Source organism: Roseivivax sediminis, assembly GCF_900112685.1.
Classification (GTDB): Bacteria; Pseudomonadota; Alphaproteobacteria; order Rhodobacterales; family Rhodobacteraceae; genus Roseivivax; species Roseivivax sediminis.
In genome coordinates this window covers 274,664-294,924 of the sequence record NZ_FOMS01000003.1, presented here as the reverse complement: position 1 = coordinate 294,924, position 20,261 = coordinate 274,664, and the positions used below count along the sequence as shown (strand labels likewise).

The 20,261-nt window shown below is 68.5% G+C and carries 20 protein-coding genes; 18 read left to right on the top strand and 2 right to left on the bottom strand.

From position 1 onward, the window contains the following. Positions 1 to 90 precede the first annotated feature (90 nt). From F3H57_RS07005 to F3H57_RS06935, 16 genes are all read left to right on the top strand, one after another. Positions 91 to 1,182 carry an efflux RND transporter periplasmic adaptor subunit gene (locus F3H57_RS07005; RefSeq protein WP_188129622.1) on the top strand — a complete coding sequence of 364 codons (1,092 nt, stop codon included), beginning with the start codon at positions 91 to 93 and terminating at the stop codon, positions 1,180 to 1,182. Next, on the top strand, positions 1,179 to 4,247 hold the full coding sequence (locus F3H57_RS07000) for an efflux RND transporter permease subunit (protein WP_149755174.1): 3,069 nt from the start codon (positions 1,179 to 1,181) through the stop codon (positions 4,245 to 4,247). Before F3H57_RS07005 ends, F3H57_RS07000 begins: the two co-directional genes overlap by 4 nt. A 187-nt stretch (positions 4,248 to 4,434) precedes the next feature. Continuing rightward, positions 4,435 to 4,815 (top strand): P-loop NTPase family protein, encoded by a 381-nt coding sequence (locus tag F3H57_RS06995; protein ID WP_149755173.1) that lies wholly within the window; start codon positions 4,435 to 4,437, stop codon positions 4,813 to 4,815. An 11-nt stretch (positions 4,816 to 4,826) separates the two neighbouring features. Further along, positions 4,827 to 5,300, top strand: coding sequence for a CYTH domain-containing protein (locus F3H57_RS06990; RefSeq protein WP_149755172.1), 474 nt, complete (start codon positions 4,827 to 4,829; stop codon positions 5,298 to 5,300). Between the two features lie 144 nt (positions 5,301 to 5,444). Next, positions 5,445 to 7,016 carry a sensor histidine kinase gene (locus F3H57_RS06985; protein ID WP_149755171.1) on the top strand — a complete coding sequence of 524 codons (1,572 nt, stop codon included), beginning with the start codon at positions 5,445 to 5,447 and terminating at the stop codon, positions 7,014 to 7,016. A 10-nt stretch (positions 7,017 to 7,026) separates the two neighbouring features. Beyond that, entirely contained in the window at positions 7,027 to 7,722 is a 696-nt protein-coding gene (locus F3H57_RS06980; protein ID WP_149755170.1) for a response regulator transcription factor, read from the top strand. 77 nt (positions 7,723 to 7,799) lie between these two features. After that, positions 7,800 to 7,889: a pyrroloquinoline quinone precursor peptide PqqA gene (gene pqqA / locus F3H57_RS06975; RefSeq protein ID WP_149755169.1), complete on the top strand. Its 90-nt coding sequence runs from the start codon at positions 7,800 to 7,802 to the stop codon at positions 7,887 to 7,889. 25 nt (positions 7,890 to 7,914) lie between these two features. After that, positions 7,915 to 8,811, top strand: coding sequence for a pyrroloquinoline quinone biosynthesis protein PqqB (gene pqqB, locus F3H57_RS06970; protein WP_149755168.1), 897 nt, complete (start codon positions 7,915 to 7,917; stop codon positions 8,809 to 8,811). Then, positions 8,808 to 9,557 (top strand): pyrroloquinoline-quinone synthase PqqC, encoded by a 750-nt coding sequence (gene pqqC / locus F3H57_RS06965; RefSeq protein ID WP_149755167.1) that lies wholly within the window; start codon positions 8,808 to 8,810, stop codon positions 9,555 to 9,557. Before pqqB ends, pqqC begins: the two co-directional genes overlap by 4 nt. Continuing rightward, entirely contained in the window at positions 9,557 to 9,832 is a 276-nt protein-coding gene (gene pqqD / locus F3H57_RS06960; protein WP_149755166.1) for a pyrroloquinoline quinone biosynthesis peptide chaperone PqqD, read from the top strand. The genes pqqC and pqqD overlap by 1 nt, the downstream gene beginning before the upstream one ends. After that, positions 9,829 to 10,950 carry a pyrroloquinoline quinone biosynthesis protein PqqE gene (pqqE, locus tag F3H57_RS06955; protein WP_149755165.1) on the top strand — a complete coding sequence of 374 codons (1,122 nt, stop codon included), beginning with the start codon at positions 9,829 to 9,831 and terminating at the stop codon, positions 10,948 to 10,950. Before pqqD ends, pqqE begins: the two co-directional genes overlap by 4 nt. A gap of 154 nt (positions 10,951 to 11,104) precedes the next feature. After that, on the top strand, positions 11,105 to 11,530 hold the full coding sequence (locus F3H57_RS06950) for a CBS domain-containing protein (protein WP_149755164.1): 426 nt from the start codon (positions 11,105 to 11,107) through the stop codon (positions 11,528 to 11,530). Positions 11,531 to 11,568: 38 nt separating this feature from the next. Further along, positions 11,569 to 12,222: a BON domain-containing protein gene (locus F3H57_RS06945; protein ID WP_149755163.1), complete on the top strand. Its 654-nt coding sequence runs from the start codon at positions 11,569 to 11,571 to the stop codon at positions 12,220 to 12,222. 86 nt (positions 12,223 to 12,308) lie between these two features. After that, the gene (locus F3H57_RS06940; RefSeq protein WP_149755162.1) at positions 12,309 to 12,848 is read left to right on the top strand and encodes a DUF421 domain-containing protein; all 540 of its coding nucleotides are present in this window, start codon (positions 12,309 to 12,311) and stop codon (positions 12,846 to 12,848) included. Between the two features lie 211 nt (positions 12,849 to 13,059). Continuing rightward, positions 13,060 to 13,224: a hypothetical protein gene (locus F3H57_RS22120; protein ID WP_188129621.1), complete on the top strand. Its 165-nt coding sequence runs from the start codon at positions 13,060 to 13,062 to the stop codon at positions 13,222 to 13,224. A gap of 279 nt (positions 13,225 to 13,503) precedes the next feature. Continuing rightward, on the top strand, positions 13,504 to 14,010 hold the full coding sequence (locus F3H57_RS06935; protein WP_149755161.1) for a sigma-70 family RNA polymerase sigma factor: 507 nt from the start codon (positions 13,504 to 13,506) through the stop codon (positions 14,008 to 14,010). 26 nt (positions 14,011 to 14,036) lie between these two features. On the opposite strand, the gene F3H57_RS06930 is transcribed toward F3H57_RS06935, so the two are convergent. Together F3H57_RS06930 and F3H57_RS06925 are read right to left on the bottom strand one after the other, a co-directional pair. Further along, entirely contained in the window at positions 14,037 to 15,647 is a 1,611-nt protein-coding gene (locus F3H57_RS06930; RefSeq protein ID WP_149755160.1) for a sodium:solute symporter, read from the bottom strand. A gap of 105 nt (positions 15,648 to 15,752) precedes the next feature. After that, positions 15,753 to 16,601 carry an SDR family oxidoreductase gene (locus tag F3H57_RS06925; RefSeq protein ID WP_149755159.1) on the bottom strand — a complete coding sequence of 283 codons (849 nt, stop codon included), beginning with the start codon at positions 16,599 to 16,601 and terminating at the stop codon, positions 15,753 to 15,755. A 126-nt stretch (positions 16,602 to 16,727) separates the two neighbouring features. On the opposite strand from F3H57_RS06925, the gene F3H57_RS06920 reads away from it, so the two are divergent. Both F3H57_RS06920 and F3H57_RS06915 read left to right on the top strand, forming a co-directional pair. After that, entirely contained in the window at positions 16,728 to 16,952 is a 225-nt protein-coding gene (locus tag F3H57_RS06920; RefSeq protein WP_149755158.1) for a hypothetical protein, read from the top strand. A 187-nt stretch (positions 16,953 to 17,139) separates the two neighbouring features. Continuing rightward, entirely contained in the window at positions 17,140 to 20,250 is a 3,111-nt protein-coding gene (locus F3H57_RS06915) for a CheR family methyltransferase (RefSeq protein ID WP_149755157.1), read from the top strand. The last annotated feature ends 11 nt before the right edge of the window (positions 20,251 to 20,261 follow it).

Sequence of the window (20,261 nt, the reverse complement as noted above, 5' to 3'; positions counted from 1 at the left end):
CGCCAGCGCGGCGTGCCCGCGTTGATCTTGGGACCCTGCGCCACACCGTTCCGCACGTCCAGACACCGAATGGCAAACGGAAGGCGGATCGTGAAAAAGACCCTGAAGATCCTGGGAGGCGCGTGCGCCGTGGTGGCCCTGGCGGCGGCGGGTCTCTTCGGCACGGAGTACCTGCTGTCGACCGAAAGCGCAGCGAACCAGCCGCCGCAGGGCGGCGAGCAGCGCGCCACGCGGGTCGGCATCAGCGAACCGGAGCGCCGCGAGTTCGCGACAGAGGTCTCCGCCGTCGGCACCATCATGCCCGTGCGGCAGGTGGATATCACGCCTTCCGTCGCCGGCCGTGTGACGGACGTTCCCGCGCGCTCGGGCACCGCCGTGTCGGAAGGCGACGTGCTCCTGCGTCTCGACGACCGGGCCCAGCGCGCGACCCTGCGCAGCGCCGAGGCGACGTTGGGCGAGGCGCAGCAGAACCTGAACCGGGTGGAAGAGCTGGCCGAGGCCAACACCGCCGCCGAGCAGCAGCTCGAACAGGCGCGCGCCACCTTTGCCCGCGCCGAGGGCGAGGTCATGTCGGCCCGCGCCGCGCTGGAGGACCGGACGCTGACCGCGCCCTTCGACGGCACGCTCGGTTTCGTCGACACCGATCCCGGCGCCTACGTGACGACCTCCTCCGTGCTCACGCAACTGTCGGACCTGTCGGTCATGCAGGTCGACCTGTCCCTGCCGGAACGGTACTTCGACCGGGTCGAGCCCGGCCAGACGGTGGAACTCAGCGTGCCCGCCTATCCCGAAGCCACCTTCTCGGGCGAAGTGACGGTGCGCGGCAGCAACGTGGAATCCGGGTCTCGCAGCTTCAACGTGCGGGCCGAGGTGTCGAACGCCGACCGGCGGCTCGTCGGCGGCATGTTCGCGCAGACGCGGCTCGTCTTCGATACCTATGACGGGCTCGCGCTCCCGGATGACGCGATCATCAGCGAAGGCGCCCGCACCTTCGTCTATACGGTCGCCGACGGTCAGGCCTCGCGCCGCACCGTATCGCTGGGCGGCTCCGCCGGATCGCTGACCGAGGTTACGGACGGGATCTCGGAAGGCGACCGCGTCGTCGTCACCGGCTGGAACACGCTGCGCGACGGCGCCCCGGTCGAGGTGGCTGAGGACGTCGCCCGCGAGGGGCTGGAATGACGCTTTCGGAACTTTGCCTGCGCCGGCCCGTCCTCGCGACGGTGATGTCGATCCTGATCGTCATCCTCGGCATCGCCGGGCTGACCCGCATGCCCGTGCGCGAGTTGCCCGACACCAGCACCGCGCAGGTCACGGCCAGCGTGCAATACATCGGCGCCGGCCCCGGCGTCGTCGATTCCGAGATCACCTCGGTGATCGAGGGCGCCATCTCCACCGTCTCGGGCATCGAACGCATCTCGACCGAGGCCGAGCTCGGCGGCGCGCGGACCGTCATCACCTTCCGGCAGGGGCGCGACATCGACCAGGCGGCGGCGGATGTGCGTGCCGCGGTGCAGGCGGTGTCGGGCGACCTTCCCGAAGAAGCCGGCGAGCCGGAGGTGGAGAAGAACGACAGCCAGGGCGATCCGATCATCTGGATGACGATGACATCGGACGCAATGTCGGCGACCGAGCTGACCGATTACGCCGACCGCTTCGTCACCGACCGGCTGGAGACGCTGTCCGGCGTCGCGGCGGCGAACATCTACGGCGACCGGCCCTACGCGCTGCGCGTCTGGCTGCAACCGTCGGCGATGGCCGCCCGCGATATCACCGTCAACGAGGTCAGCGAGGCGCTGCGCAACAACAACCTCGAGCTTCCCGCCGGCCAGATCGAGAGCGCCTCGCGCACCTATCTTCTGCGCACCCAGACCCGGCTGACCAGCGTCGCGGAATTCGAGGACCTGATCCTGCGCGAAGCGGACGGCTTCCAGATCCGCCTCGGCGACGTCGCGCGCGTGGAGATCGGCACCGAAAGCGATGATTCCCTCTTTCGCTCGAACGGCGAAACGGCCATCGGCCTCGGCATCCTGCGCCAATCCTCGGCCAACACGCTGTCGATCTCCTCCGCGGTGAACGAGGAGGTCGCGGCAATCCAGCAGGAGCTGCCGGAGGGCACCTCCCTCCAGGTGTCCAGCGACGACGCCGACTTCATCCGCAATTCCATCCGCCAGGTGCTGACGACGCTGGCCATCGCCGTCGCGGTCGTCGTTGCGGTGATCTACCTCTTTCTGACGTCGGTGCGCGCGACGGTCGTGCCGGCGGTCACCATCCCCATTGCCCTCTTCGGTGCCTGCGCCGGCATCGCGATCGCCGGGTTCTCGATCAACATCCTGACGCTCTTCGCGCTGATCCTGGCCATCGGGCTCGTGGTCGACGACGCCATTGTCGTGCTCGAGAACATCGAACGGCGGGTGGAGGAAGGCGACACGCCCGGCGAGGCCGCGCGCAAGGGCGCCAACCAGGTCTTCTTCGCCGTGGTGTCGACCTCGGCCACGCTGATCGCGGTCTTCGTACCCTTGTCGTTCCTGCAGGGCGAGATCGGCAAGCTCTTCTCCGAATTCGGGATCACGCTGGCCATCGCCGTGGCGGTGTCGTCCTTCGTGGCGCTGTCGCTCTGCCCGGTGATCGCGGCCCGCGTGCTGAAGCCCGGCATGAAAGAGGGCGGGTTCGCACGGCTCGTCCACGGCGCGACGACGCGGCTGTCGAACGGCTATCGCAGCCTCCTGACCCGCGCGATCCGCGTGCCGGTGGTGATCCTCGGCATCGCCGCGCTGCTGACGGGCATGTCCTGGACGCTCTACCAGTCCCTGCCCTCGCAGCTGACGCCCGAGGAAGATCGCGGCATCTTCTTCGTCAGCGTCTCCGCGCCCGCGGGCTCCGCGCTCGGCCTCACCGATACCGCGGTGCAGGAGGTCGAAGACCTGATTGCCCCTTACCGCGAGGACGGCGTGGTGGATGACGTCATCTCCATCGTCGGGCAATACGGCGAGACGGGGCGCGCCTTCCTGGTCGCGGTCATGTCGCCGTGGGGCGAGCGCGACATGGGCCCCCGCGACGTGGTGAACGAGCTGCGGCCGCAATTCTCCGAGATCACGCTCGCCTCCGTGCGGTCCTTCGCGCCCTCGGGGCTCGACGCCGGCGCCGGCTCGGGGCTGGAGGTGATCGTCACCGCGCCGAGCTTCGACCAGGCGGCGGAATATTCGGCCGAGCTTGAACAGGCGATGCGCGACAGCGGCGACATCACCGGCGTGCGCCGCGCCTACGAGGTCAACACGCCCGGCTACGACATCCGCGTGAACCGCGACCTCGCCCGCTCCATCGGCGTCGAGGCGCGCACCATCTCCGACAGCGTGCGCACCTTCTTCGCCTCTGCCGACGTGACCGAGTACATCCAGCAGGACCGGCAATACCCGGTGATCCTGCAGGCGCCCGAGGATCTGCGCGCCACCACCGACAACCTGCGCGGCCTCAACATCCGCACCGCGGCCGGCGATCTGGTCCCCCTCGACGGGCTGGTGGAACTGGAGCGCCGCGCCTCGGTCGCCGCCTACAACCGCTTCAACCGGCAACCGTCGGTGGAGATCAGCGGCTCTCCCGCCGAAGGCGTCGACCTCGCCGCCGCTATTGCCACGGTGGAGCGGCTGGCCGGCGAGCTGCCGCCGCAGATGTCCATCGCCTTCTCGGGCCAGGCCGAGCAGTTCCAGGAAACCTCCGGCGGGATCGTCGTGACCTTCGGGCTGGCGCTGCTGGTGGTGTTCCTCGTCCTCGCGGCGCAGTTCGAAAGCTTCGTGCAGCCGGTGATCATCCTGCTGTCGGTGCCGCTGGCGGTGGCGGGCGCGCTCATCACGCTCTTCGCGCTCGGCCAGGCGGTGAACATCTACAGCCAGGTGGGGATGGTCATGCTGATCGGCCTGATGGCCAAGAACGGCATCCTGATCGTGGAATTCGCCAACCAGCTGCGCGCCGAAGGCCGCGCGGTCCGCGACGCGGTGATCGAGGCGTCCGCCGTGCGCCTGCGCCCGATCCTGATGACGGTGTTGTCGACGGTGCTGGGCGCGGTGCCGCTGGTGTTCTCCGGTGGCGCGGGCGCGGAAAGCCGGTTCTCCATCGGCATCGTCATCATTGGCGGCTTCCTCGGCGCCTCGATCCTGACGCTGTTCCTGACGCCGGTGCTGTACGATCTGCTGCAATCGGATCGAAAACCCAGTCGCGAGGCGGACGGCGCGGCCCAGCCGGCGGAATAGCGCTTCGCAGGGGCCCGAGACCCGGCACCAACCGGCGTCCAGGTGCGCTTCCCGGTCGGGCCTTGCAGATGGCGATGATCTAGACGACTCCCCGACCCACCCGGGCACCGGCGCCCGGTCACCTCGACACCGGAATCGCGACGCCTGACGCGATGACCCGTTTTCCCCTCGATGTCCTCTGGCTGACATGAGTATTCGCGGCTTCGACTTCTTCCTGACGCGGCTGAACAACGCGCGGTCGCGGCGGGTGAAGGCTGGCGGCACTGACTACGACTTTGGCGGACCGGACTGTCCGACCGCCGTCTCGACGCTGTCCGAGAACATCTTCCGCGCCTCCGACGCCATCTTCGGCCCCGTCGTCCCGACCGCGCCATCTGCGGGGAGATTCGAGCGGCTTTTCGGCTTCTTCACAGAAACCAAGCATTCAGGGGGAAAAGATGCTCGGCCACTTTTCGTTGAGGCAGGTCTCGAAGACACTGCACCGTGCGCCGGTGGCCGCTTCGCGCGGTGGAGCGCGGCGGCCAGGCCCCGCGAGGCGCTCTGGCGCGACTTGATGGCCCGGACCTGAGGAGACCCGCAATGGAGATCGAACGCAAATTCCTGGTCGCGGAAGATCCGGACCTGTCGGCGGCGGAGCCGGTCGCGGTGGAGCAGGGTTATGTCACCCAGCCGGGCGACACGGTGTCGGTGCGGCTGCGCCGGAAGGGCGACAAGCTGCTGCTGACCGTGAAGTCGGGCCAGGGTCTCGTGCGCGAGGAATACGAGGCTCCGATCGAGCGCGCGGCCTTCGACACGCTTTGGCCCGCGACCGAGGGGCGGCGCGTGGAAAAGACCCGCTGGACCAGCACCTTGCCCGGCGGCGAGACTTTCGAATACGACGTCTTCGAGGGCGCCCATGCGCCGCTGAAACTCGTGGAGGTGGAGTTCGGCAACCGCGTGGCCGCCGAGGCCTTCACCCCACCGGGCTGGTTCGGCCGGGAGGTCACCGGTGCGCGCGCCTATTCCAACGAGGTTCTGGCACTAGAGGGCCTGCCCGGCGACGACATCGCCTGACGCCCCGGCCTCTTTCGAAAGTCGCGGTGCACGGCGCGGCCGGATCGGACTAGGCTCCCCGGACAGCTGGACGACAGGGAAACCGCGCTTGCCACGCATCGACCTATACGACGGACGGCGCCGATCCGGCCGCCGCGCGCCACCATGCGGGCGCTGAGATCGCTCAAGGCACGGCTCGGGCTCGGCGCCGCCTGCCTGGTCTTTGCCGCGCTGGCGGCCGTGATGATCCTCGGCGCGGGGATGCAGCGGATGTCGGTCAGCCTTCAGGCGTCGCTCTCGGCGGAGGACCGGGTCGAACGCTACGCCACGCTGTCGACGCAGGCGTCCACCTTCATCGTTGTCGCAGCCGAACTGGCCCAGAGCGGATTGCCCGCCGAGGCGCGACGCGAGCGGCTGGAGGCGCTGACGGACAACATCATGCGCACCTTCGGGCGGCTGCGCGACGACGTCCAGCAGGCGGTGCGCGAGGCCGACACGCTCGGCTTCGACGAACGCTCGCGCCGAGCAACGCAGTCCATCGCCATCGCGCGGATGGAGGCGCTGTTCGCGACGGTGCGCGACGGCTTCCTTTCGGGACCGGCGGATCCCGAACGCCTGCGCGGGCTGGTCGACGTCTTCGCGGCAGGCTTCGATCCCTTGCTGACCGGCGCCGTCGCCGACGAGATGCGGGTACGCGCACGCATCCTGACCGGGATCGAGGAGTTGCAGCGCCGGCTGACCCTCATCGCCTATTCCATCGCCGCGGCGACGGTGCTGGCCCTGTCGTTGTTCCATTTCGGCCTTGTGCGACCGCAATTCCGCCGGCTCGACATGCTGCGCGGCGCCGCCCAGCGCATCGGGCAACAGGACTTCGCGGTCACCCTGCCGGTCGACCGCGACGACGAGATCGGCCGCGTTTTCGCAGAGATCAACCGCATGGCCGAGGCGCTGTCGGCCCGCAAGGCCGCGGTGGACGCGGACTGGGCCCGGCTGAGCGAGACCGTCGCCGAGCGCACCGAGGAGCTGCGCGCGGCCAACGCGCGGCTCGCCCGGATCGACGCGGACCGCCGCCGCTTCTTCGCCGATATCAGCCACGAGCTGCGCACCCCGCTCACCGTGATCCTGATGGAGGCGCAGATCGGCCGCGCCGGCAACCCGGATCCCGTGGCGGCCTTCGCGACGATCGAGGCGCGGGCCATGCGGCTGAACCGGCGGATCGACGATCTGATCCGCATCGCGCGGTCCGAAAGCGGTCAGCTCGCGCTCGACTCCGGCCCGTTCGACCTGGACGAGGCCGCGCACGCAGCCGTGGAGGAGACGCGGCTGGAACTGGAGGCGGCGGACATGACGCTGGAGACGAGCATCGACGGCCCGCTCCCCGTGACCGGCGACGGCAACTGGACGCGGCAGGTGGTCGCCTCGCTCATCCGCAACGCGATCCGGCACGCACGGTCGGGCGGGCAGTTGCGGGTGGACGCGCGCGCCGAGGGCGGCGCGGCGCGGATCGAGGTGACCGACGCCGGCCTCGGCATCCCAAAGGAGCTTCAGGACACCGTGTTCGACCGCTTCGCGCAGGGCGACGGCGGCGCGCGCTCCGAAGGGTTCGGCATCGGCCTCGCGCTGGCGCGGTGGGTGATGCACGAACAGGGCGGCACCATCGGGATCGAGAGCCCGGCGGGCGACGGCCCGGCACCGGGCCTCAGGGCCACGGTGGGACTGCCGTTGCGGACAGGTTAGTATCACGCCAATGACCACCCCTTCCCCCAGTATCCTGCTTGTCGACGACGACCCCGAGATCACCTCCGCCCTCAGCCGCGGGCTGGCGCTGCACGGCTATGCCGCGGTGGCCGAACACCGCGTCGCCGCGGCGCTTGAGAGGATCGACGCGGAGACCTTCGACGCCGCCATCGTGGACGTGATGCTCGGCCCCGAAAGCGGCCTCGACCTGGTGCGCGCGATGCGCGAGGGCGGCTTTCTCCGCCCGGTGGTGGTGCTGTCGGCCCTGTCGGACGTGGAGGACCGCGCGGCGGGGCTGGAGGCCGGCGCCGACGACTACATCGTCAAGCCGTTCTCCTTCGAAGAGCTGATTGCGCGGCTGAAGGTGCAGGAGCGCCGCGCCGCCACGGCCCATCCCGCGCCCGCCACGCTCGACCCCGCGACACGGCGGCTGAGCACCGCCGCGCGCGCCGTCACGCTGACAGAACGCGAATGCGACCTCTTGCGGCTTCTGGCGGAGAATGCCGGTGAGGTCATGTCCCGCGGCGCGATCTTCGACGCCCTCTGGGCGGCGGAGGGGTCGAGCTCCGAGAACGTGGTCGACGTCTATGTCGGCTACCTGCGCAAGAAGCTCTCCCCCGATTTCGGCTTCGAGATCAAGACGCTGCGCAATCGCGGCTTCACGCTGTCGGGCACCGCGCCGCGCATCGAGGCAGGGCATTCTTAGAAGATAAGAATGGCCACGTTCCCGGGTTCTGCTGCATGATTTTCCCGTTCACACAGCCCATGAGGGAGGACCTTACCATGGCATGGAAGAAGCCCGTCATCCGCGAAATCGAGTGCGGCATGGAAATCAACATGTACGGCCCGGACGAAGGCGGCGTCCTGTTCTGATCGGCCGTCGCGCGGGAGGACGACAATGGAATTCCGCGCGCTGATTCTGGGGGCGGCCGCCGGCGGCGGCCTCCCTCAATGGAACTGCGGCTGCAAGAACTGCGCGATGGCGCGGGCCGGGAAGATCCCGGCACAGACGCAATCCTCTCTCGCCGTCACCGCGAACGGCACCGACTGGGCGATCCTCAACGCCTCGCCCGATATCCGCCAGCAGATCGCGGGCAACGCGCCGCTGCACCCGACCGGCCTGCGCGACATGCCGCTGCGCTCTGTCCTTCTGACCAATGGCGACATCGACCACGTGGCGGGCCTTCTGACGCTGCGCGAGGTGCAGCCCTTCACGCTCTTCGCCACGCGCGGCATCCACGAGGTGCTGGCCCAGAATCCGATCTTCGACGCGCTGCGCCGCGATGTCGTGACCCGCGCCGAAGTCGCGCTCGACACGCCCGCCGAGATCGCGCCGGGCCTGACCGCGACCCTCTTCGCGGTGCCGGGCAAGGTGCCGCTCTACATGGAGGGCGAGACGGTCGAGACCGAGATGCTGGGCGAGCAGACGGTTGGGGTGGAACTGACCGCAGGCGACCGCCGCGCGTTCTACATCCCCGGCTGCGCCGAGCTGACCGGCGACCTGCGCACGCGGCTTTCCGGCGCTTCCACGGTCTTCTTCGACGGCACGCTCTGGCACGACGAAGAGATGATCGCGGCGTGGCTCGGGCAGAAGACCGGCCGGCGCATGGGCCACATGTCGATGAGCGGCGAGGATGGCTCCATCGCCGCTTTCGAGGGGCTCGACGTGGGCCGCAAGGTCTTCGTCCACATGAACAACACCAACCCCGTCCTGCGCCCCGGATCGCCCGAGCGGACGGAGGTCGAAGCCGCAGGCTGGACCATCGGACAGGACGGCATGGAGATCGCGCTATGACCCAGACCCGAGAGGATTTCGAGGCCCGCCTGCGCCAGATCGGCGCCGAGCGCTATCACGACCTGCACCCGTTCCACGACCGGCTGCACGGCGGCGACTGCACCCCCGATCAGGTGCGTGCCTGGGTCATCAACCGCTACTACTACCAGCATTCCATCCCGATGAAGGACGCCGCCTTCATGTCGCGGGTGGAGGACCCCGCCCTGCGCCGCGCCTGGCGCTCGCGCATCGAGGATCACGACGGTACCGAGGACAACGAGGGCGGCATCCGCCGCTGGCTGCGGCTGGCCGAGGCGGTGGGCCTCGATCCCGACTACGTCGCCTCCCGGACGGGCGTGCTGCCGGCGACGAAATTCGCCGTGGACGCCTATGTCCGCTTCGTGCGCGAAAAAACGCTCCTGGAGGCCGTGGCCGCTTCGCTCACCGAGCTTTTCGCGCCGAAGATCCACGCCAGCCGGATCGAGGGGCTCCTGAAGAACTACGACTTCGCGGACGATTCCTCGCTGTCCTACTTCCGCAACCGGCTGAAGGAGGCGCCGAAGGATGTCGCCTTCGGGCTCGGCTGGGTGCTCGACCACGCCGACACGCAGGAAAAGCAGGACGCCGCTGCAAAAGCGCTTATCTTCAAGACCGACGTGCTCTGGTCGCAGCTCGACGCGCTCTGGGCGGCCTACGTGGAGCCCGGGCGCATCCCGCCGGGCGGCTGGCAGCCGGGCACCGGCCTTCTGGACGCGCGGGCCGCCTGATGGAGCCCGCCGCGATCCCCTACCTGCCGCGCGGCGTGCGCCTGCACCGCGACCGGGTGCGCGAGGCATGGGTGCTGCTGGCGCCCGAACGGGCGATCATGCTGGACGAGATCGGCCACGCCGTACTGACCGAAATCGACGGCGCGCGAAGCTTTTCGGAGATCACCGCCGCGCTCGCCGCCAAATACGACGCGCCGCAGGACGAGATCGCCGGCGACTGCGCCGGCCTTCTGGGCGCCCTGCGCGCGCGCCGGTTCCTGGAGGTCCGAGAATGAACGCCGAGACGCCGATCGTCCGCCCGCCCATCGCCATGCTGGCCGAGCTGACCCATCGCTGCCCGCTGTCCTGCCCCTATTGCTCCAACCCCGTTGAACTGGCGCGGGTGGACAGCGAGCTGAGCACCGAGACCTGGAAGGACGTGTTCCGCCAGGCCGCCGACCTTGGCGTGCTGCAACTGCACCTCTCGGGCGGAGAGCCCGCCTCGCGCCGCGACCTGGAGGACCTGGTGTGCGCCGCGCGCGATGCGGGGCTCTACACCAACCTCATCACCTCCGGCATCGGGCTGTCCGAAAAACGGCTGCGCGCGCTCGACGAGGCCGGGCTCGACCACGTGCAGCTCAGCCTGCAGGGCACGACGCCCGAGATGGCCGACGAGATCGGCGGCTACAACGGCGGCTTCAAGCGCAAGATGCAGGTGGCCGAGTGGATCGGCGCCATCGGTTTTCCGCTGACGCTGAACGCGGTCCTGCACCGGCGCAACCTGCACCAGCTGCCCCGCGCGCTGGAAATGGCCGTGGAGATGGGCGCGCGCCGGATCGAGGTCGCGACCGTGCAGTTCCACGGCTGGGCGCTGAAAAATCGCGGCGCGCTGATGCCGACGATGGAGCAGGCGCGCGAGGCCGACCGGATCGTGACCGAGGCGCGCGCGCGGCTGAAAGGCACGCTGGTCATCGACTACGTACCGGCCGATTACCATTCGGACTATCCCAAGCGCTGCATGGGTGGCTGGGGGTCCACGGGCCTCAACGTCGCGCCGGACGGCAAGGTGCTGCCCTGCCACGCCGCGGAATCGATCCCGCATCTGAGCTTCGACAACGTCGCGGACCGCCCGCTGGCCGACATCTGGTATCGCGGCGCGGCGTTCAACGCCTATCGCGGCACCGACTGGATGCAGGAGCCGTGCCGGTCCTGCGCGCGCAAGACCGTCGATTTCGGCGGCTGCCGTTGCCAGGCGATGGCGGTTGTCGGCGACCCGGACGCGACCGATCCGGTCTGCGTGAAGTCGCCCCATCACGGCGCGCTGCAGGCGCAGGCCGCCGCCCATTCGGTGTCCGACGCGCCGCTCGTCCACCGCGCGGTCCCGGCCCGCCGTCAGACCGAACCGACGGGCTAGCCGTCCCGCGCGGCCGCCGGGCCGGTCTTGGCCGCGCACCCGGCCCCCGCAAACTGATGGATTTTCGACGCTGTCGCCACGCTCCGGGAACATAGGGGCGGCGGCGTTGTTCATGGGCGGACCAGACGCTGACACGGCGAAAGGAGACCGCCCGATGAATGTCCAGCAGCTCATGACGTCCGCACCCGTGACGATCACGCCCGGCCGCAGCCTGCGCGAGGCGGCCGAGATCATGGCATCCTCGGACATCGGCATCCTGCCGGTACAAGAGAACGACCGCCTCGTCGGAATGCTCAGCGACCGCGACATCGTTGTCCGGGGCCTCGCAAAGGGTCACGGCACCGAGGCACCGGTGCGGGACGCGATGACCCCGGCGGTGCGCTATTGCCGCGAGGACGACGATATCATCGACGTCGCCTCCAACCTCGGCGACGAGCAGATCCGCCGCCTGCCGGTCCTCGACCGCGACAAGCGCCTCGTGGGGATGCTGTCGCTCGGCGATATCGCACGGCACAGCAACGAGGAAACCGCCGGCGGCGCCCTGCGCGACGTCGTCGAGGAGGCACGCGCCACCGGCTGAATGCCATGATCCGACACGCCTGCGAAAGGAACAGCCCCATGTCGCAGAAATCGAGCTTCAGAGCCTGGTCCGACCAGCATTACGACCCCGAAACCGAACGCGGCCTGCACCGGCGCGCAGACCCCGCCGATCCGCAGCCCGCCGGCGCAGAGGATATCGAGGCCGAACGTGCCGAACGCATGCGCGAGATCGAACGCGAACGGGCAATGCGCCGCGATCCGCGTCTCGGCGCCGATCCCTGGCCCGGGCCGGAGGTCGCCCCCGAAACCGTCGCCTGGCCCTGGGCCGGCCCGATCGGCCAGCCCCGACGGCACCGCGCGGAGCGGTCGTTCCTCGACCGCGCCCGCGACGAGCTGGCCACCTGGATCGGCGACGAGGAGGCCGCGCGCCGCCGCGACCGGGACTATACCGGTGTCGGCCCGCGCAACTACCGCCGCTCCGACACCCGCATCGCCGAGGACGTGAACGACGACCTGACCGAGGATCCCATGCTCGACGCCACGGATATCGAGGTCACCGTGCGCGACTGCGAGGTCACCCTCGACGGGTATGTCCGCGATCGCGCCTCCAAGCGGCGGGCCGAGGATTGCGCGGACCATGTGAGCGGTGTGGTCCATGTGCAGAACAACCTACGGATCAGCGATCCGCCCGCGGGCGGGTCCGAGGCGTCGGCTCCGGGCGCGTCTACCTGATCCCACCGCCCGGAGCGGTCCTCCGGCCCGCGTACAAGCATCCCGCCGGTGCGCGCGGGCCGGAGCCTTCATCCGAAAGGCAGACGATGATTCACGACATGCTGCTGGACGACGCCACCGGCCTTCTGCGCACAATCATCGTCGGCCCCCTCGCCTACGCCTTCCTGATCGCGGCCCTGCGCGTGTCCGGCAAGCGCACGCTGGCCAAGCTGAACGCCTTCGATCTGGTGGTGACGGTCGCGCTCGGCTCTACGCTCGCCTCGGTGCTCACCTCGGACGGCGTCGCCTTCGCGGAGGCGGCGACCGCCTTCGTCACGCTCATCGCGCTGCAATGGATCGTCGCGACCGCTTCCGTCCGCTCGCGCCGCGTCGCCGGATGGGTGCGCTCCGAGCCCGTGCTGCTGATGCGCGCGGGCGAGGTCTGCGAGGCCGCGCTCCGCCGCGAGCGCATCACCCGCGAAGAGCTGATGACGGTGATCCGGCGCAGCGATACCAGCGATCCCGACGCCGTCGCCGCCGTGGTGCTCGAAAGCGACGGCTCGTTCAGCGTCATCCCCCGGCCCGAAGACGGAACCCGGCCCGACTATGCCCGCCACGGCCTGCCGGCCGCGAAAGGTCGCGAGTGAACGCGCCGCCGCGCACGCACACTGTTCCCGTCGCGCCACGGATCGGCCGCGCGCCCGCCGCAAGGGGCGCAAGCCGCGGCAATCGGTGCTAGACTGCTGTCTCCGGGACAAGCGCCGCCATGGCGGGGCGTGTGAAACCTTTGCCGCGCCGGCTCGGTCCCATCCCCCTCGCGGGGGCCGTCCCGCCGGAAATCGCAACAGGAGCCCTCTCTTGAAGAGACCGCATAAACCCTCTGGTGAGACGCCCGATTGCGCCTCCCAGGAGATGGACAGCGCCCTCGCCCGGCAACTGGAGCGGATCGCGGCGGAAGAGACGCCCGATCACCTGCTCAAGCTCGCGCGAGAGTTGCAGGGATTGCTACGCGACAGGCCCTGACGCGAGACGGAACCCTGCGGGCGCACACCACGTTGATCCGTCGGGGGCGCCCGACCTGCGGTGCCGGATTGCGAGGCGATCAGATGAACTTCTTCGGGCCGAAGTGCCCAAAGGAGGTTTGGCCACATTGGCCGCGCTGGCTCCGGATTCGGTCATTTCCGATGAGCGAAGATCTCCGCGCACGACAGTCCGCGGACGCCGCGGCACATGCGTGTCGCGCCCTCTCCAGGCATGTCCGATCCGGGCGCGTCGGCAGGAAAGCGAATACAGGGCACAGCGATGCTTGATCAGGACGAATGCCTCGACGTCGAACAGACGGTGGAGTGGATCCCGGCTCTGAGGGCCTATGCAAGGTCCCTGACCCGCGACGACGCGAATGCCGATGACCTCGTGCAGGAGACGCTGCACAAGGCCATTCGCAACCGTGAAAAGTTCAAACCCGGGACGAATTTGCGCGCCTGGCTCTTCGCCATCATGCGCAACACCTTCTTCAACGATGTCCGGCGCGCAAGGCGCGAGGTGACCGGCGCGGCCGATTGCGTCGCGGACTCGGTGTCCGCCCCCGCCACGCAGGAATGGACGATCCGGGGGCAGGAAATGATGGCCGCCATCGACCGGCTGCCCACGCATTACCGCGAGATGCTGATCCTGGTGGTGATGCTGGGTGAGACCTACGAACGCGCCGGAGAGATCTGCGGCTGCACGATGGGCACCGTCAAGAGCCGGGTGAACCGCGCCCGAAAGCTCGTGGCAGACGACCTGGAGCGCGAGCCGGTCCGGACCTGACGACCCGGCCGAGCCCCGAGGTTGCTTCACCAGAACCAGACGATGAAGCCGATCAGCGCCGCGCTCAGGAGCCCTGCCCAAAGAACGCGGTTGTGCCAGAGCGGCGCCTCCAACTGCGTGAACGTCCGCGCGAATTCGCCGCGCGACCAGACCAGCTTGTCGATGTCCTCCTGCTCGCGCCGTTCGGTGCGCGTCGCGGCCGACAGGCCGAAATGCAGCACGATCCCCAGCATCATCATGATCGACGACATCACCGTGTAGTGGATCTCCGGCAGGCCCACGGCCTCCCAGACCCCCGTCACCTCCTTGAGAAGGAACAGCGGGATGCCGATCGCCAGCCCCGCGACGATGGTCCAGAAGGCGCCGGTGCCGTTGAGCCACGGCACGAAGAGTCCGAGGATGTAGACCACCACGATGGTCGGCACGATGTAGCTCAGCGACGACTGGAAGTAGCTGAACAGGCTCTCGAACGATCCGATGAAGGGCGAATAGACCGCACCGAAGACCATCACGATCCCGGTGACGATGCGGCCCAGAGCGACCATGCGCACCTCGCTCACATCCGGCTTCAGCGGCTGGACGAAGTCCTTGACCACCAGCGTCGAGGCAGAGTTCAGCGCCGAGTCGAGCGACGACATGATCGCCGCGATCAGAGCTGCCATGATCAGCCCGCGGATTCCCACCGGCATCAGCTCGAACGCCAGCGTCGGAAAGGCCAGGTCGGGCGTTTCCAGCTCGGGATAGAGCTTCAGCGCGATCAGCCCCGGAAGGATCATAAGAAACAGGTTCGGCAGCTTCAGAAAGCCCGCGAAGAGCGCCCCCACCTGCCCTTCCCGCAGATCCTTGGCGCCGAGCGTGCGCTGCACCACGAACTGGTTGATCGTCCAGTAGTAGAAACCCAGGAGCACCACGCCCCAGAGCCCGGTCCAGGGCAGGAAGTCGTCGCTTGCCGGCAGGATCAGGTGCCGCTTGCTGTCCTCGATCCCGGTGAAGAGCTCGGACCAGCCGCCGACCTCATCGAGGCCGATCCAGAACAGCGCCGCCGCGCCCACGATCAGTAGCACCGCCTGTACGGTGTCGGTGACGACAACGGCCGAGAGCCCGCCGAGGATCGTGTAGAGCCCCGCGACCAGGGCCAGCAGCGCCACGGCCGTCCAGATGTTGAGGTATTCGGTGACGTTGGAGATCACCAACCCGCCGGCATAGAGCGCCCCGGCGGTGTCGATGAACATGATCGCCAGAATGGTGAAGAGCGAGAACGCCCGCCGCGAGCGCACGTCGTATCGGAACTCGAGGAATTCGGGGACGGTGGCGATCTTCGCGCGCAGGTAGGACGGCAGGATGAAGATCGCGAAGAGGATCAGCACGAAGGCCGCGGTCCACTCGTAATTGAAGATCGCGACGCCGTTGGCGTAGCTGCCGCCCATCAGGCCGACGAAGCTCGACCCCGACATGTTGGAGGCAAACAGCGAGAAGCCGATCAGGTACCACGGCAATGTGCGCCCGGCGAGGAAGTACCCCTCCGAGCCGCCTTCGAGCTTGCGCGAAACGTAGACCCCGTGAGCGATGATGGCGACGAAGTAGAGGGCGACCACCGTGAAGTCGATCCAGCTGAGGTCGAATTTCGCGTCACCCATCGTCGTCTCCTTCCGCCGTCGCTGTGGGCCCGTGAACATGAACCGCGGCGGAATGTTCCTGCCCGTCCCGCCACGGCCGGCACGCACCGCGGCCAGCGGGCGCGGTCACATCATCGGCTCGCCGCCGGCGACCGCGACGGTCGCGCCGGAGGTGTAGCTGGACAGCGGATCGGCCAGCATGACGTAGGCGGTGGCCAGCTCCGCCGGCTGCGCCGGACGGCCCATCGGCCTGTTGGCGCCGAACTCCTCGTGATCGGGGATCGTCGAGGGGATGAGCGGCGTCCAGACAGGCCCCGGCGCGACGCAGTTCACGCGGATGCCGCGGGGGCCCAGCATCTGCGCCAGCCCGTTGGTGAAGTTCTGGATCGCGCCCTTGGAAGCGGCATAGGCCAGCAGCCCCGGACTCGGCCGGTCGGAGTTGATGGAGGCGGAGTTGATGATCGACCCGCCGCGCGGCATCACCGGCACCGCCGCCTTGCACAGGTAGAACATCGAATGGATGTTGGTGCGGAACGTCGCTTCCCACTCTTCGTCCGAAATCTCCTCGATCGAATTCACGTGGGCCTGGTGCGCGGCGTTGTTGACGAGGATGTCGAGCCGGCCGAAGGCCGCGTGGGTGTCCTCCACCAGCCGTCGGCAATGCGCTGCGTCCTGGATGTCGCCGGGCATGAGATAAGCGCGGCGACCCGCCCCTTCGACCAGGTCGAGCGTGGTCTGCGCGTCCTCCTGCTCCTCGAGATAGGAGATCACGACATCGGCGCCTTCGCGGGCATAGGCCAGCGCGACGGCGCGGCCGATGCCGCTGTCCGCGCCGGTTATCAGCGCGGTCATGCCTTCGAGCCGTCCGGAGCCGCGATAGCTCCGCTCGCCGTGGTCGGGTTTGGGATTCATCTTGCCGGTCTCGCCCGGCAGGTCCTGGTGCTGCGTCTCGAAGGGCGGTGTCTTGTCGGTCATTTCTGCCTCCTGGGATTTTTCTGCGAACAACTGCCCCGATGAGATGTTCCCGGCTGAGGCGGAGGGCAGCGCCCTTCCGCACGGCAACCCGCCGCCGGACCCGGCGGCCGCGAAAGGAGGCAATCCATGGCGCGATGCGACCAGTGCCAAAACGACTACGACAACCTGATGATCGTGGAGAAGAACGGCCAGCGCTTCGGCTTCGACTGTTTCGAATGCGCGATCGAGAAGATGGCCCCGCGCTGCGCCCAGTGCGCCACCCGCGTGATCGGGCACGGGCTTGAAGCGGGCGACAGCGTCTATTGCTGCGGGCATTGCGCGCGCAAGGCCGGCGTGGAGGCACGCGCCTGACCCGGCCCGTCCCCGCCGCGCCGTCCGCCGTACCGGGCGGTTTAGCGGCGCGGCGCGGTTTACGCGGCCGTTGCGACAGGTCAGGATGGTGACGAGCGACCCAAAGTGACAGCCAGCGGCAGCGCCCGGCGCGGACAACGTGCCGCGGGGCGTGCCGCCGCGTCGCACGCCCCGCGATTGGACAGACATGACGACAGGACAGGAACTGACGGTCGTGGGCATCGGCGCATCGGCCGGCGGCATCGAGGCGCTGGAGACCTTCTTTCGCAATCTCGGGGCGCCGCGGAACATGGCCCTCGTTGTGGTCACCCACCTCAACCCCGATCACGAGAGCCGACTGCACGAGGTGCTCGGCAGGCACGCCGATATCGAGGTACGCGCTGCCGAGGACGGCGCGACGCTGAGCGCGGGTCAGGTCCACGTGATGCCCGAGGCCTGCGTGATCCGACTGCGCGACGGGCGCATCGCTCTCGATCGGGTAACCAGGCCCGAGGCGCGCGAGAAACCCATCGACATCTTCTTTTCCTCGCTCGCGCGGGACCGCGGGGACCGGGCTGTGGGCATCGTGCTGTCGGGCAGCGATGCCGACGGCACGCTCGGCATCAAGGCGATCAAGGAAAGCGGCGGCATCACCATGGCGCAAGCGCCGGATGGCGGGCGCGGACCCGGCCATGCCGACATGCCCAGAAGCGCCATCGCCACCGGTCTGGTCGATTTCGAGCTCACGGTCGAGAGCATGCCGGAGACGCTGCGCCGGCTGGTGGACAGCCGCACCTCCTTCGAGGCGCTGGCCGACACCTGGGACGACGGCGCGCTCGACACCGAGATGCAGACCGCGTTCGACCTACTGCGCAGCCATACCGGGCACGATTTCTCGGGCTACAAGAAACGGACCTTCCTGCGCCGCATGTCGCGCCGGGCGCAGATCGTCGAGGCGTCGACGCTGACCGACTACATCCGGCACCTGCGCAATGCCCCGACCGAAGTCATGGAACTCTACCGCGACCTGCTGATCAACGTCACGCGGTTCTTCCGCGATGCCGACGCCTTCGCCGCGCTGGAAGAGAACGTCATCCCCCAGCTGTTCCAGGGCCGCACATCCGGCGACGTGGTGCGCGTCTGGGTGCCGGGATGCGCCACAGGCGAGGAGGTCTATTCGATCGCCATCCTCCTGCGCGAGGAGATGGAGCGGCATCCGGGCGGGCCGCACGCGCAGATCTTCGCCACCGATATCGACGAGCCGGCGCTCGACGTCGCGCGCGCCGGCCGCTATCCCGAGGAATTCGTCTCCTCCATCGACCCCGCGCGCCGCGACCGCGCCTTCCGTCGCGAGGGGACGCAATACATCGTGCGCAAGGAAGTGCGCGATCTGTGCATCTTCTCGCCGCACAGCGTGATCTCGGATCCGCCCTTCGCGCGGATGGATCTGTTGTCCTGCCGCAACCTGCTGATCTATTTCGGACGCGACCTGCAGGACCAGGTGATCCCCACGTTCCACTATGCGCTGAAACCCGGCGGCTACCTGTTCCTCGGCACCTCCGAGAGCATCAGCCGGCAGGATGCGCTCTTCGCACCGGTGGACCGCCAGCAGCGGATCTTCCGCAGCCGCGAGACGACGACTTCGCATCCCGGCGTTCCGAACGCGTTCCGAGGCGGCGCGGAGGGCCTCGGAAAGCTGCATATCGGGCGGTCCCAGCCCAGCCCGTCCCGGTCAAGCTTCCAGCTCCGCCAACGGGTCGAGATGCAGGTCCTCGACCGGCACGCGCCGCCGCATGTGGTCGTCGACCGGCACGGAGAAATCGTCTATTATTCCGCCCGCGTCGGCCGCTTTCTCGAGATCCCGCGCGGCGCACCCAACCGTCGGCTTCTGGACATGACCCCCCGCCAGCTGCGGCAGGAGCTGAACACCGTCTTGCGCGAGGCGATGGAAAGCGGGCTGCCCGCCCACCGCAACGCGGTCCACGTCTCCGACGAGGACGGCCAGGACACCGAGCTGCGCCTCACGGTGGAGCCCATCCACATGGAGCGCGGCGCGGAGACGGTGTACCTCACGCTCTTCGTGCCCACCGGGCGGCGGGGCGCATCGGACAGCCGCTCGGACGCCTCCGGGCACGATGAGGACACCTACGAGACCGAGTTGCGCGAGCTGCGCGAACGCATGCATTCCACGATCGAGGAATACGAAACCGCGCTCGAAGAGCTGAAATCATCGAACGAGGAACTCGTCTCCGCCAACGAGGAAGCGCAATCGGCCAACGAGGAACTCGAAGCCTCCAAGGAGGAGATGCAGACCCTCAACGAGGAGCTGTCATCGACCAACGCCGTCCTCAGCAGCAAGCTCGAGGAGCTCGACCGCGCCCACGACGACATGCGCAACCTCTACGAGGCGACGCAGATAGCCAGCGTGTTCCTCGACACCGACCTCGTGATCCGCAACTTCACGCCCGCGGCGCTGACCTTCTTCCACCTGCGGCGGAACGACGTGGGCCGGCCGCTCAGCGACCTGGCCCTGACACTCGATTACCCGGAATTCCGCGAGCGACTGCAGGAGGTCCTGTCGAGCGGAGAGATGATCGAGGACCGGGTGCGTCCGAAGGACGATGCGCGCCGCTTCGTCGTCCGGCTGGTACCCTATCGCGACAAGAACAACGGTATCGACGGCGTGGTCGTGACGCTGATCGACATGACCAGTCTTGCCCGCGCGGAGGAAAACCAGCGCCTGCTGATCGACGAGCTCAACCATCGGGTCAAGAACATCCTGACGGTGGTCATCAGCGTCGTGAACGCGACCCTGCGCAGCACCCGCGATCCCGACGCATTCGGCGCGGCGTTGAACGACCGGCTGCACGGCATGGCGCGCACCTACAAGCTCCTGTCGCAGGAGGAATGGCGCGAGATATCCCTGCACGCGCTGATCGAGCAGGAATGCCACGCCCACGACCCCGCGCGCTTCGCCATCGAGGGGCCCGATCTTTCGCTTTCGTCGCGCAAGTCGCTGCCCGTGGGGCTGGCGATCCACGAACTTGCCACGAACGCCGCGAAATACGGCGCGCTGACCTGCGATACGGGATGCGTCCATATCCGCTGGAGCGTGACGGACGACATCGTCCGCATCGACTGGCGCGAAACCGGCGGACCGGCAACGTCCGAACCCGAGGCCGACGGCTTCGGCTGGCAGTTGATCGAAGGCCAGGTGTGCCAGCAGCTTCGCGGCGAGTTGGAGCGCGAGTTCCGCCCCGAGGGCCTGCAGGTGTCGATCCGGTTTTCACGGAAAGACCCGCAGGACGTGTGGTCCTGACCGCGCCGGCG